The following is a 14,295-nucleotide window of genomic DNA, read 5'->3' as shown; positions in this document are numbered from 1 at the left end:
CTTACAGGAGAGATTTGTATGCCACATTTAATCATTAGAGGAGTTTCAGTGGATCAGGTAAAAACGGTTAGTACTTCATTAGTACAAGATTTGGCGGATTTATGTGCATGTGGAACGGACAATTTCACCTTAGAAATTGTCCATTCTTCCTATGTATTTGATGGGAATGAAGTGCCGGGTTACCCATTAATTGAAGTAAAATGGTTCAATCGCGGTCAGGAAATTCAAGATCAATTTGCCAGCATTGTAACCAAACATATTCAAGCACTAGACTTTCCAGAAGTAGAAGTCGCTTTCAGCACATTTCAGGAGTCCGCTTATTACCTGAACGGAAAGAGTTTTGCCTCATCGTGACATTTGTATTGGCAAAAGAGCAAGTTAAATCTTAATCATACTAAATAAGTGAATATGCATTAACGTAAACAGTTTATCTCCGATTATAAGGCTATTACTGTCACAATCCTTTAATACTAAAATAACAGAAAACGTACCAAACCTTCGTAAATTTTATCTGCGAGGGTTTTTTTATGCATCCTAAAGAGCATATTGAATACGATTTACGAATAACTTGGGTTTTGACTGACACGACTTTTATTTTAGAGATAGAATTAAATGGAAATGAAAAGTATAAACTATTTTTATGTGAAAGGTATTAACGTTACCATCATTATTTCAGTATTGATGGGGATATCTAAGTACATTATTTGAATGTAAGTAGTTGCACTGGCTTCAGAAGATATCATAGGCCTATTTTTTTAAGAAGGGATGTTGTCATGAAAAAGCTTGGGTATCCGAGTGCACAAGGTTTATATCTGCCTGAATATGAACATGAAGCTTGTGGAATCGGAATGGTCGCTAATATAAATGGAAAAAAGTCACACGACATCGTGGAACATGCGATAACGATTTTATGTAATTTAGAACACAGGGGCGGACAATCCGCAGACATTAGCACTGGAGACGGTGCTGGTATTCTGACCCAAATTCCACATTCTTTTTTTGAGAAACAATGTGAAAAAGAAAATATTGAACTCCCTGAAGCAGGGAGGTATGGGATTGGTATGGTCTTTTTACCGCAAGACCCAGAGATTAGAAAAAGGGTCCAAAAATTAGTTAAAAACGTCATTGAAGAGGAAGGACAGACTTTTCTAGGCTGGAGGACCGTACCAGTTAATGATTCTTATGTCGGTGACCTAGCCAAAAAATCAAAACCGTTTATTCGTCAAATGTTTATCGCTCCTTCTGGCGACCTTAAAGATAGAAGTGATTTCGAAAGAAAATTATATGTGATCCGAAAACGATTAGAAAACGAAGTTTCCCCTTCTGATCTTGAACACCAAGAAGGTCTATACGTTTGTAGTTTATCATCAAGAACCATTGTGTATAAAGGCATGTTAATTCCAGAACAACTCGATTCCTTTTATATTGATTTGAATCACCGCGACTTTAAGTCGGCATTAGCCCTTGTCCATTCGCGATTTAGTACCAATACATTTCCAAGTTGGGAAAGGTCCCATCCAAATCGATTTACCATCCATAATGGAGAATTTAATACCATTAAAGGAAACGTGAAATGGATGCAGGCTAGAGAAGCCCTCTGTGAATCTGAATTGTTTCGTGGTAACGATTATCAAAAGCTATTTCCGGTCATTGATACAGATGGCAGTGATTCTTCGATGTTTGATAATTGTTTTGAATTTCTGCATCTTTCTGGACGTTCACTAGCTCATACGGCCATGATGATGATTCCTGAGCCATGGGCAAATGACGTTACAATGGATGATGAAAAGAAAGCATTCTATGAATTTCATAGCTGTTTAATGGAACCATGGGATGGGCCTGCAGCCATTGTATTTACGGATGGGAAACAAATAGGAGCATGTCTTGACCGAAATGGGCTGCGACCTGCCCGGTACTATGTAACAAAAGACGGGATGATTGTTTTGGGGTCTGAAGTAGGTGCCTTAGATATTTTTGTTGATGATATTGAATATAAAGGCAGACTTCACCCTGGAAAAATGCTTCTTGTTGATTTAGAAAAGGGCAAAATTATTCCAGATGAAGAAATTAAAGCGGAAATCGCGTCTGAACAACCATATAAAGATTGGTTGGCTAAGCATCTAGTTCGTATAGATGACCTGCCTGAAACGAGCCATCATCAAAAAGTTTTTACTATGGATGACCGAATGAAACAACAACTTGCCTTTGGGTATACAAACGAAGAGCTAAATAAAGTTTTGAAGCCAATGGTAACGGACGGGAAGGATCCTGTTGGTTCTATGGGGTATGATTCGCCGCTTGCGGTCTTATCTAAAAAACCACAGCTGCTTTATAACTATTTCAAACAGCTGTTTGCGCAAGTAACAAATCCGCCAATTGATGCGATTCGAGAGGAAATTATTACTTCCGTTGTCACAACAATTGGCCCGGAAAGAAACCTTATCAAACCTGAGCCTGAGAGCTGTAAACAAATTCAAATTCAAACCCCGATTTTGACGAATAGTCAGCTAGGCAAGCTGTATAAATCTAGCTTTAAGTGCGAAACTCTATCGATCAATTTTTCTGTTAAAGCTCCTCATTTTGAACAGATTTTAGACGATCTATTTTCGAAGGCTGACAACGCGATTGACAATGGGGCTTCCTTACTCGTTTTATCTGATCGCGGAGTCAATGCCGAATATACAGCGTTGCCTGCCTTACTCGCCGTTTCTGGCTTGCATCATCACCTGATCCGAAAAGGGACACGTTCCAAGGTAAGTATCATCATTGAATCAGCAGAACCTAGAGAGGTCCATCATTTCGCAGCATTACTTGGCTTTGGGGCAGAAGCCATTCATCCGTATTTAGCATTTGAGTCACTGCGAGGTTTGATTGAAATGGATGATATACGTGAAATTCAGGTTGAGGATGCTATTGATGTTTACATAAAGGCATCGACAGACGGAATCGTTAAAGTGCTATCGAAAATGGGGATTTCGACCATTCAAAGTTATCGTGGTGCACAAATCTTTGAGGCCATCGGAATTGACAAGGACGTTATTGATAAATACTTTACTCGAACTGCCACGCGAATAGGCGGAATCGGGTTAGATATTATTGCCGAAGAAGTGATGATGAGGCATAAAAGAGCCTTTGATGAGTCAAGAGGTGAGGAGAGGACATTGGAAACAGGTGATGATTTTCAGTGGCGCCACGACGGGGAAGATCATCAATACAATCCTCGGACGATTCACCTGTTACAACAAGCTTGCCGAACAAATAATTACAAGCTGTTTAAGGAATATTCATCCTTACTGACAGATCCGAAGCATAATCTTCAATCGATTCGAGGCATGCTATCGTTTAAAAAACGAGAAGCAATACCGCTAGACGAAGTGGAGTCCATTGAAGAAATTTGTAAACGGTTTAAAACGGGAGCAATGTCTTACGGCTCGATAAGTAGTGAAGCCCACGAATCGCTTGCGATTGCAATGAATAAAATTGGTGCCAAAAGTAACTCTGGAGAAGGGGGAGAAGACCCTAACAGATTTACACCTGATCCAAATGGCGATTTGCGTCGTAGTGCGATTAAACAAGTTGCTTCTGGTCGATTCGGAGTGAATAGTCATTATCTAGTAAACGCCGACGAGATCCAAATTAAGGTGGCCCAAGGTGCTAAACCAGGAGAAGGGGGACATCTTCCGGGGAAAAAAGTATATCCATGGATTGCAGAGGTTAGAGGTTCAACACCAGGTGTAGATTTGATTTCACCACCGCCGCACCATGATATTTATTCCATAGAAGATTTAGCTGAATTAATCCATAACTTAAAAAATGCAAATCCTTCCGCAAGAGTGAGTGTCAAGCTTGTATCTGAAGTTGGTGTAGGAACCATTGCGGCTGGTGTTGCTAAAGGGAGAGCAGATCTTGTTCTTATCAGTGGATATGACGGCGGAACTGGAGCGGCACCAAGGACAAGCTTGAAACATGCTGGGTTACCATGGGAAATTGGGCTGGCAGAGACACATCAAACCTTGCTCTTAAATCGTTTGCGTGACCGGATCGTTGTGGAAACAGATGGAAAAATGATGACAGGCCGGGATGTTGTGATTGCTTCCTTACTTGGTGCGGAGGAATATGGATTTTCAACCGCACCGTTAGTCGTACTTGGATGTATTTTAATGCGTGTTTGTCACCTTGATACATGTCCTGTAGGGGTAGCCACTCAAAACCCAGAGTTACGAAAAAAGTTTACGGGTGAACCCGAGCATGTTGCTAATTTTATGAGATTCATTGCTATGGAAGTGAGGGAACTCATGGCAGAACTTGGGTTCCGGACCATAAATGAAATGATCGGAAGGACAGATGTTTTAGAGACGAATAAAGCCATTACCCATTGGAAAACCAAAGGGATTGACTTATCGGCCCTTCTCTATCAGCCTGAAGTACCTAAACATGTTAGTCGTTATGCAACGGTTGAACAGGTTCACGGACTCGATAAAACATTAGACAAACAAGAATTAATCCCGTTATGTAAAGAAGCCCTTGAAAACCAAGAACCAATAGAGGCGACTTTATCGATTCGGAACATTAACCGGGTTGCAGGAACCATGTTAGGCAGTGAAATTACGAAACGCTATGGTGCGAAGGGGTTACCTGAGGACACCATTCGCCTAACTTTTACAGGATCTGCCGGTCAAAGCTTTGGTGCATTTATTCCACCTGGATTAACCATGAGACTAGTTGGAGATGCCAATGATTTTATCGGAAAGGGATTATCAGGGGGGAAAATTATTGTTCGCCCTTCACGAAAGGCTACTTTTATCTGGGAAAACAATATCATCGTCGGAAATGTATCATTTTACGGGGCAACTGCAGGCGAAGCTTATATAAGCGGAATTGCTGGAGAGCGCTTTTGTGTGAGGAACAGTGGTGCAAATGTGGTTGTAGAAGGTGTTGGTGACCATGGTTGTGAATACATGACAGGTGGAAAAGTCATTGTATTAGGAACAACCGGGAAAAACTTCGCAGCTGGTATGTCAGGTGGAGTTGCCTATGTATTGGATGTAACAAACGATTTCCGAGTGAAATGTAATCAAGAACAAGTGTATCTTGATTCGATCCAAGAGGAGACAGAACTCCAAACAGTCTATCAATTCATCGAAAACCATGTTCGTTATACGCATAGTCCCTATGGGATGAGAGTGTTAGATAGCTGGGCAGATATGAGTAAGAAATTTGTACGAGTGATTCCGAAAGATTATTTTGAGATGCAAGAGCGAATTAGAACCTTGCGGGAAAGCGGGTTGAGTGAACCTCAAGCAGCACTCCTGGCATTTGAAGAAAGCAAAAAAGCTGTAAATTCGATGAAAGATGGAGGGTGAACGATGGGAAAACCAACTGGTTTCATGGATTACGAACGACAACCAAGGCCCGAACGTGACCCTGTAACACGAACGGATGATTGGGACATTTATACGTTACCTCTTGAAGAAGAGGAATTAAAACAACAAGGTGCTCGTTGCATGGATTGTGGGATTCCCACTTGTCATACAGGCACGATCATAAACGGGATGACTTCTGGTTGTCCCGTCCATCACTTAATCCCGGAGTGGAATGATTTAGTTCTTCAAGGGCAATGGAAAGAAGCCCTAAAACGAGAACATAAAATGAATAACTTTCCTGAATTTACAGGATTGGCTTGTCCGGCTCCGTGCGAAGGAGCTTGCGTGCTTGGAATTAATGAACCACCGGTTGCTATCCGGTCAATCGAGTTAGAAATTATTAGTAAAGGCTTTAAGGAAGGGTGGGTGAAACCGGAGCCGCCAGAAATCCGAACGGATAAAAAGGTGGCCGTTGTTGGCTCTGGTCCAGCAGGTTTGGCTTGTGCTGCCCAACTTAATAAAGCAGGGCACCATGTGACTATTTTTGAACGTCATGATCGTATTGGGGGCCTTTTAACGTATGGGATACCTGAAATGAAGCTTCCTTATTCTGTTGTGGAGAGAAGAGTCAATCTGCTTAAAGCAGAGGGTATTACGTTTATGACAAATACAGAAGTGGGCAGGGATTACCCAATCGCTACGTTACAATCAGAATTTGATGCGATCGTTCTTTGTGGTGGTGCAACAAAGCAACGAGATATAAACGTAGAAGGGAGAGAGTTAAAAGGTATCCATTACGCAATGGATTTTCTTCATGCGAATACAAAAAGTTTATTAGATTCTAACCTTGAGAACGGTGATTATATATCCGCCAAAGATAAAGATGTGGTTGTCATTGGCGGCGGGGATACAGGTGTAGATTGTTTGGCTACTGCTCTCAGACATAAATGCAAAAGCTTAACACAGTTTGATATTTATCAGAAAAAGGGTGAGGTTCGGGCTGATGATAATCCATGGCCGCAATGGCCAGTCATTCATCGGGTTGAATATGGTCAAAAAGAAGCAGCGGCTGTCTTTGGAGAGGATCCTCGCGCCTATGCCGTGATGACGAAAAAGTTTGTAGGCGATGAAAACGGTCATGTCAAAGAGGTTCATACGATTAACGTTGAAACGAAAACCGATGAAAATGGTCAGCGAATTCGAAAAGAGATTCCAGGTACAGAAAAAATCTGGCCTGCACAGTTAGTCTTACTAGCGATCGGATTTAGTGGTCCAGAGCCAAGCTTCCTTCAAAAAATGAATGTCGAAACAGATGAACGAACAAATGTAATGGCTGAGTATGGAAAATATAAAACAAATATCGAAGGAGTTTATGCAGCGGGTGATATGCGTCGAGGTCAAAGTCTAATTGTCTGGGCCATAAATGAAGGTAGAGAGGCTGCAAGGGAATGTGACAGATATTTAATGGGTGAAACTAATTTACCTTAGAACAATCCATCAAATTAGATATAAAATGTCTGATAACAGTAGCCACGGAAGGGTAATAAACACTAACATTTATTTTAAGCAACTACTGAGGATTGAACTCTGTATTGTACAGGGCTCAATCCTTTTCGTTCTAAAAGTAAACATTTATGTAGGTTTACAGTTTAATTATTGTTCTTTTTACTTAAAGGTTAAACTAAGACCAACCGATATTGTTTTTTTTAGAAAACATGACTCTCCCAATCAGTATTATGAAAGAAAATAGATTCATATTTTTATGCTTTTTCATAATGATTCCTCCTTATTTTGCAACGCCCGTTTGCTTTTCTATTTTGATAATAACACTGCACAAACATTATTTCGTGTTTTATGTAAGGAATTCTAACATGGTATTTTACATGTTATATAATATGACAATATTAATGTTCCGAGTTATCTGAGATAAACAAAGACCTTCTAAAGTTTTAAATTCTATTATTTGAAAATTAATAAAGCCGAAGCCTAAATTCTTATGATTTAGGCTTTTTGAGTGATAATTTCTTAATTTATCCCGTATTCACGGGCAGTAGACCCTCCTGCAAGACTTTAAGGGAACTTAGCTAAAGGTTTCTTTTCTTGGATCAGGAAGAGATAAATCAATTATTTTTTAAAATTTTTTTATTTTTTTAAAACCTTTTTAAATCAATTGATAAAGCGTTTGCAACATGTTTGTAATGTGAGAGCAGTAAAAAAATTTGGAAATTAAGTATTTTATTTAACATTTTCATGTGATAAAATCTAACGCAGGTTGAAAAAATAGAATTTTTTATTATTTTTGCGCAATTCATAAATGTTGATTATTTCAGTAACTTTAAATGAAGTTCACTGATTTTTCATTTTACCGAAACTTTGAGGGGGATTTTACATGAAGAAAAAGAAGTTGGTGCTCGTTGGTAATGGAATGGCAGGTGTAAAAACAATTGAGGAGATCTTGAAAATCTCAAAAGAGCATTTTGAAATTACGATTATCGGAAAAGAACCTTATCCGAACTACAATCGAATTCTGTTATCAAAGGTATTGCAAGGAGACACGGAGGTAAGGGACATTACCTTAAATGATTGGGATTGGTATAAAGAAAATTCGATTACTTTACATACAGGAGAAACAGTTATAAAGGTAGATCCCCTTCAAAAAATAGTAACCACTGATTCAGGCCGAACCGAGCCATATGATGAAATAATATTAGCTACTGGGTCCTTGCCATTTATCCTTCCTATACCAGGAGCAGATAAAAAAGGAGTGACAACTTTCCGGGATATTAAAGATACGGACGAAATGGTTGAAGCTTCAAAAAAATACAAAAGGGCTGCCGTCATTGGCGGAGGATTGCTAGGATTAGAAGCAGCAAGAGGATTATTGAATTTAGGGATGGATGTGTCTGTTATTCATCTCCCATCCTACTTAATGGAGCGTCAGCTGGATCCAACCGCTGCTAATCTTTTGAAAGAGGAATTAGAGAATCAAGGGATGAAATTTTTATTAGATAAGAATACGGAAGCGATCATTGGTGGAGAACGCGTAGAGGGTGTTACCTTTAAAGATGGTACACAAATTGAGGCAGATTTAGTCGTCATGTCAGTAGGAATTAAGCCAAACATTGCTCTTGCAAAAGAAATTGGTGTTACCGTTAATAGAGGAATTGTAGTCAATGATTATTTACAAACGGACATTCCTCATATTTATGCAGTGGGGGAGTGTGCTGAACATAACGGTATTCCATACGGACTTGTCGCCCCATTGTATGAACAAGGAAAAGTGTTGGCTAAACATATTTGCGGTGTAGATACAGAGCCTTATAAAGGGTCGATTTTGTCCACTCAATTGAAGGTGTCAGGTGTCGAAGTATTTTCAGCAGGCGATTTTATAGAAGGCGAAGATAAAAAAGCATTAAAGGTCTTTGATGAACAGGATGGGATCTATAAGAAAATTGTCCTTCGCGGCAATCAAATTGTTGGAGCTGTATTATTCGGTGACAGCAGCGAAGGGAACCGGCTGTTTTCAATGATTAATAAACAGGCAGACATTTCGGATACAGCTAAAATATCGATTCTGCAGCCTATGGGTCAACAGGCAGGAGAAAGTTTAGTCGCCAGTATGTCTGCAGATGAAATCATTTGTGGATGTAATGGTGTCTCAAAAGGGACCATTGTTCAGGCCATTTTAGAACAAGGCTGTACGACCGTTGATGGGATAAAGGCTTGTACAAGTGCATCTCGCTCTTGTGGAGGATGTAAACCATTGGTTGCGGATGTCCTTCAGTTTACTCTGGGATCCGAATTTAATGCCTCTGCTCAAAAAGAAGCGATTTGTGGCTGTACAACCTTATCAAGAGACGAAGTAGTCAAAGCCATTAAAGTAAAAGACTTAACACATGTTAAAGAGGTGATGAATGTTCTTGAATGGGAAACGGAAGAAGGCTGTTCAAAATGCCGCCCAGCCCTTAACTACTATTTAGGGATGGTCCATCCAACAGAATATCAAGATGAAAGAGAATCACGTTTTGTCAATGAGCGTATGCATGCCAATATTCAAAAGGATGGAACGTATTCCGTTGTACCTAGAATGTATGGCGGAGTGACAAATGCAAACGATCTGCGCCGGATTGCTGATGTCGTTGATAAATATGAGATTCCATTAGTAAAAGTAACAGGCGGACAGCGTATCGACCTTTTTGGTGTGAAAAAAGATGATTTGCCGAAGGTATGGGAAGATTTAGATATGAATTCAGGATATGCCTATGGTAAATCACTTCGTACCGTTAAAACATGTGTTGGTGAGCAATTCTGCCGCTTTGGAACACAGGATTCCATGGGATTAGGAATTCGCCTTGAAAAGAAATTTGAAGGATTGCAAACTCCTCATAAGGTAAAAATGGCTGTCTCAGCATGCCCTAGAAGCTGTGCTGAATCTGGTTTTAAAGATATTGGTTTTATCGGTATTGATGGCGGCTGGGAAATCTATGTTGGCGGAAACGGCGGTACTCACGTACGTGGAGGAGATTTACTTTACAAAGTAAAAACAGATGATGAAGCAATGGAAATTACAGGTGCTTATCTTCAATATTATCGTGAAACGGCAAATTATTTAGAACGTACATCCGCTTGGATTGAACGAGTTGACTTAAAACATGTCAAAGAAGTACTTGATGATGAAAACAAGCGCAAGGAGTTAAACTCACGTATGGATGAAACATTGTCTATATATAGAGATCCTTGGAAAGAGATTATTGAGAATCAAAAGACAACGAAGGAACTGTTTGAAACCGTGGGAATGTCTTAATTTTTTTAAATGCCAAAATATTTCGTTGAGGAGGAAATGGATATGCAGAAGACAAAAATAAAGGTATGTGTTGGTCTAATCTCAGAATTACCGGAGCGCGTGGGAAAAACGGTTCGGCTGAAAGAGGATACAGAAGTTGCGGTATTTAAGCTATCGAGCGGAAAGATAAAGGCTGTTGAAAATAAATGCCCTCATAAAGCTGGGGTCTTAAGTGAAGGGATTGTAAGTGGGGAGCATGTTTTTTGCCCCATGCATGATTGGAAAATTTGTTTGGAGGACGGTCAGGTGCAAGCACCAGACCATGGATGTGTCAAAACCTATCAAACATTAGTGGAAAATGAAATGGTCTATTTAATAGTAGAGGAATAACTTGTTGTCTATTCAAAAAGCTATGAAAGCTGAATCCTACAGAAGGAAGTGGTAGTAATGGATTATGTTATTCCAAGTAAAGTTTTAGAAAGTATGATTGATGCAGGTGCAAAGAAAGCAAAGTTATCTATTTCACAATTACTAATGCGTGGATTTTTAGGAGCAGCATTGTTAGGTTTTGCTACAACTTTAGCCTTTTTATTCGAACTTCAAACGAACATTGGGATGTTGGGAGCTATTATATTTCCTGTCGGCTTTGTTATGATCATTCTGTTAGGTTTTGAGCTGGTCACTGGGAATTTTGCCCTTATACCTGTAGCAGTCTTAGTGAAAAAAGCTACCGTCCGAGAAATGCTTTATAACTGGTTTTGGGTAATTGTTGGGCATCTAATTGGAGGAATTGTCTATGCAGCCTTGTGTTATGTTGCGTTCACAAATGATGGTCAAACGTTTGAACATCCGTTAGTGCAAAAGATCATCAAAGTAGCTGAAGCTAAAACAACAGTATATAAAGCTATGGGATCTAATGGAATACTGGTTGTCTTTGTAAAGGCGATGCTTTGTAACTGGATGGTAACAATGGGAGCAATTATGGCTATGACTACGACAAGTACGCTTGGAAAAATTATCGCCATGTGGTTACCGATTACAACCTTCTTTGGTCAAGGGTTTGAGCATGCTGTTGTTAATATGTTTGTCATCCCAGCTGGTATGATGTTTGGTGCGGATGTTAGTTTAACAGATTGGTGGTTTTGGAACCAAATTCCTGTATTAGTTGGCAACTTAGCAGGTGGATTTATCTTTACTGGACTAGCCATGTATTTGAGTTATAAAAAAGATATTACAAAAGAAAAAGTATCTACATTTTCTAGTAATTTAAAGAGAGTTTCTTCCTAACTGTAGGTTTAAAATAAAAACAACCGCTTATAAGAGGGTGCCCTAAAAATTATTTTGGGCACTTTCTTTTTGTGAAACAAGAAAATTGCTAACGAGGCAGGTTAGCATATATCCCTTCCGTTCAAATTAAATATTTGTATCTGTCATGGTTTTGGATGATAATCTTAAATGGTGAGTGCCTCATTTAATTTCAACAAGATAAAACTAAAGAAAGGATGGGGAGTAATGAACAAATGTACGAATTTAATTATTAGCCTCATTTTAATTCTGATAACAGGCTGCAGTTCAAATAATTTTGAGATTAAGCTAGTTACTCCCAAATCATTTACACCAGATCAATCTACTCCCATACAAATTAAGATTTTAGATCGAGAAGGTAAACCAGTAAAAGGTGCGAAGGTTAGCGCAGATTTGGATATGCAAGGGATGAGTCATGGAGATATTTCTATGAAAATGCAGGAAACAGAAAATGGAGTATATGTTGGACAAGCTACATTTGAAATGGAAGGGGATTATACGGCTACCATCAAAATAGATGACAACGGAGAAAAATGGATGGGTGAAAAAAGATTCTCGATTGTTTACAATGTGGCACAATAGTACCCAATTTACGAATTCGAAATGAGTGGGAATATAATGTTAGAGGATTAGAGTTCACCAACTATCAGGACTTTAAGCTTCTATAGAGACAAATCAAAGATAATAATGAAAACGTAATGAATTAAATAAAGTATTAAATAATATTTACTTAAAAAAACGTTTTACTAAAGGAAACATATGTTCTATATTTGTTAGAGATATGATAAAATATTAATGCAATAGAATAGGATTTCTTAAGGGTGGTCGGCACACTCCCAATAGAAAGGGGGTGATGCTGAATGACAGTTTTTGAAGCTTTAATGATTACGATTGCTTTTGCTAGTTTAATCGTAGCCGTACTGTCATTTAAACAAAAATAATCCACCCTTGAGTTTAGAGGCTCGGGTGGATTACTCACTCCATAGTTGATCCCCTTTGAGGGAACCGTCTATTGCTGGACCGGACATGTTACTGCATGTTGGGTCTTTTTTAATTTATTCAATAATTGGTTTTATTATAACCTATACCATTACTATTTCCAAATTTTTTAAAAGATTAGGTTCACACATTTTCTTTACATAAATAAAAATCTGATACAAGTTAGCAGACTATTAAAACTTGGACCTTTAATTCTGTTGGAATAAAAGGATCTGCCCAGATTTGCTTTGTTTACTGTCTTCATTGCTTGTAAAATATCCTTTTCATGTCCGGCTTGATCTTACTATAAAGGAGATAATTAAATTGGATTTTACTATAAAGCAAAGGGACGGAGCAAAAAAGGCGAAAATTGAAATCGTTTCCATATAATTTAATTGTTTACCCCTGAGCAAGGCTCAGGTTATAATAAAATTTATTATTTTGGATTTCGAAATAATTGCAACGAGCAAAAAATACTTCTTTTATAGAAAGGCGATGGACATTGAATAAACCTAGTGGAAAAAAACGAATACAGCTTGCAATACTTCTTGGATCACTTGGATTGTTAGGACCCTTTACAATCGATACGTATTTACCGTCTTTTCCAACGATTGTAAAAGATTTTCATACAACGGCTTCACTTGTACAAATTAGTTTAACCTCCTGTTTATTAGGCCTGGGATTAGGACAATTGGTTATTGGTCCTTTAAGTGATGTGAAAGGCCGCCGACAACCCTTGCTCATATTTATTACCCTGTACCTACTTGCATCTATAACATGTGCGTTGGCGCCCAATATCTATTTCCTTATCATCGCTCGATTAGTCCAGGGCTTTGCTGCTGCCGGCGGACTTGTAATCTCTAGAGCGATTGTTCGAGACCTCTTTAGTGGGAGGGAACTGACCAAGTTCTTTACGATGATGGTGTTAGTGGGGAACCTCGGGCCGATCGTTGCACCGATTGCTGGAGGGGGGATTCTTGCTTTTACCAATTGGCATGGGGTTTTTATTGCATTGGCTTGTGTAGGTGCGGTGCTGCTCTTCACGGTTGCTTTAAAATTAGAAGAAACGCTGCCAACAGAAAACCGTGTTCCAAGCAATTTACCACAAATCATGAACAACTTTGGTTCTTTATTCAGAGATCGAACGTTCATGGGGTACGCACTGACTCAAGGATTTACTGTTGCAGGAATCTTTGCCTATGTATCTGGGATTCCATTTGTCTATCAGAATATTTACGAAGTCACACCGCAGCAATTTAGTTTATTATTTGGGACCAATGGATTAGCATTAATTATTGGAAGTCAGTTGGTCGGCCGCTTTGCAGACACTATTTCGGAGCGGACTTTCTTAAAAATAGGTTTAGCCATCGCTAATATAGCGGGTGCAGGTTTACTCATCGCTCTACTATTAAACGCACCGCTTCTCGCAGTTGCGATTCCGATTTTCTTTTTTGTATCTTCCATCAGTATTATTGGTACCACGTCTTTTACTTTAGCGATTGAAAACCAAGGACATATTGCGGGTAGTGCCTCTGCATTATTAGGTTTATTGCCATTTGTACTTGGCTCATTAACGGCTCCACTTGTGGGAGTAGCAGGGGCGTATTCAGGCGTTCCTATGGGCGTCATTATCTCTTGCTCCAGTTTACTGGCTTTCCTTTCCTATTTTGTATTGGTACGAAAAGCAACGCTTGGGATACAACTATCCAATGAGCAGTGCTCAGTAAAGAAACCCAGTATCTAAAAATATAAATTAAAAGGAGAACACATTTCGTTAACCAGCGAATGGGTTCTCCTTTATTGATCTACTATTAATCTAACGTTAAACGTACGGATGGATCTTCGCAGCTTGAGGGCGCAGGTTAG

At 39.2% G+C, this 14,295-nt stretch carries 9 protein-coding genes; all 9 read left to right on the top strand.

Going from position 1 to position 14,295, the window contains the following annotated elements; all coding sequences use genetic code 11:
• The first annotated feature begins 18 nt into the window (after positions 1–18).
• The 9 genes from J7E63_RS16450 to J7E63_RS16415 all read left to right on the top strand — a co-directional run bounded on the left by J7E63_RS16450 (position 19) and on the right by J7E63_RS16415 (position 14,173).
• Positions 19–354, top strand: a complete 336-nt coding sequence (locus J7E63_RS16450) for a DUF1904 family protein (RefSeq protein ID WP_215014333.1) — start codon at positions 19–21, stop codon at positions 352–354.
• 419 nt (positions 355–773) lie between these two features.
• Positions 774–5,363 carry a glutamate synthase large subunit gene (gltB, locus tag J7E63_RS16445; protein WP_215014331.1) on the top strand — a complete coding sequence of 1,530 codons (4,590 nt, stop codon included), beginning with the start codon at positions 774–776 and terminating at the stop codon, positions 5,361–5,363.
• 3 nt (positions 5,364–5,366) lie between these two features.
• Positions 5,367–6,851: a glutamate synthase subunit beta gene (locus J7E63_RS16440; RefSeq protein ID WP_215014329.1), complete on the top strand. Its 1,485-nt coding sequence runs from the start codon at positions 5,367–5,369 to the stop codon at positions 6,849–6,851.
• A gap of 901 nt (positions 6,852–7,752) precedes the next feature.
• Positions 7,753–10,167: a nitrite reductase large subunit NirB gene (gene nirB, locus J7E63_RS16435; protein ID WP_215014326.1), complete on the top strand. Its 2,415-nt coding sequence runs from the start codon at positions 7,753–7,755 to the stop codon at positions 10,165–10,167.
• 36 nt (positions 10,168–10,203) lie between these two features.
• A complete protein-coding gene (gene nirD / locus J7E63_RS16430) occupies positions 10,204–10,536 on the top strand; it encodes a nitrite reductase small subunit NirD (RefSeq protein WP_215014324.1) in 333 nt (110 codons plus the stop codon).
• A 57-nt stretch (positions 10,537–10,593) separates the two neighbouring features.
• Entirely contained in the window at positions 10,594–11,433 is an 840-nt protein-coding gene (locus J7E63_RS16425) for a formate/nitrite transporter family protein (protein WP_215014322.1), read from the top strand.
• Between the two features lie 225 nt (positions 11,434–11,658).
• On the top strand, positions 11,659–12,033 hold the full coding sequence (locus J7E63_RS16420) for a FixH family protein (protein WP_215014320.1): 375 nt from the start codon (positions 11,659–11,661) through the stop codon (positions 12,031–12,033).
• 278 nt (positions 12,034–12,311) lie between these two features.
• The gene (locus J7E63_RS30550; RefSeq protein WP_373408536.1) at positions 12,312–12,392 is read left to right on the top strand and encodes a putative holin-like toxin; all 81 of its coding nucleotides are present in this window, start codon (positions 12,312–12,314) and stop codon (positions 12,390–12,392) included.
• A 539-nt stretch (positions 12,393–12,931) separates the two neighbouring features.
• Positions 12,932–14,173, top strand: a complete 1,242-nt coding sequence (locus tag J7E63_RS16415) for a Bcr/CflA family multidrug efflux MFS transporter (RefSeq protein WP_215014318.1) — start codon at positions 12,932–12,934, stop codon at positions 14,171–14,173.
• Positions 14,174–14,295 lie beyond the last annotated feature (122 nt).

The sequence above is a fragment of the Bacillus sp. ISL-75 genome (assembly GCF_018613095.1).
This window is presented reverse-complemented; position numbering and strand designations above follow the sequence as displayed.

Coding starts and splice junctions, on each gene's coding strand:
- J7E63_RS30550 (WP_373408536.1), top strand. CDS start 12,312: ATGACAGTTTTTGAAGCTTTAATGATTACGATTGCTTTTGCTAGTTTA.
- J7E63_RS16450 (WP_215014333.1), top strand. CDS start 19: ATGCCACATTTAATCATTAGAGGAGTTTCAGTGGATCAGGTAAAAACG.
- J7E63_RS16440 (WP_215014329.1), top strand. CDS start 5,367: ATGGGAAAACCAACTGGTTTCATGGATTACGAACGACAACCAAGGCCC.
- nirB (WP_215014326.1), top strand. CDS start 7,753: ATGAAGAAAAAGAAGTTGGTGCTCGTTGGTAATGGAATGGCAGGTGTA.
- nirD (WP_215014324.1), top strand. CDS start 10,204: ATGGATATGCAGAAGACAAAAATAAAGGTATGTGTTGGTCTAATCTCA.
- J7E63_RS16425 (WP_215014322.1), top strand. CDS start 10,594: ATGGATTATGTTATTCCAAGTAAAGTTTTAGAAAGTATGATTGATGCA.
- gltB (WP_215014331.1), top strand. CDS start 774: ATGAAAAAGCTTGGGTATCCGAGTGCACAAGGTTTATATCTGCCTGAA.
- J7E63_RS16420 (WP_215014320.1), top strand. CDS start 11,659: ATGAACAAATGTACGAATTTAATTATTAGCCTCATTTTAATTCTGATA.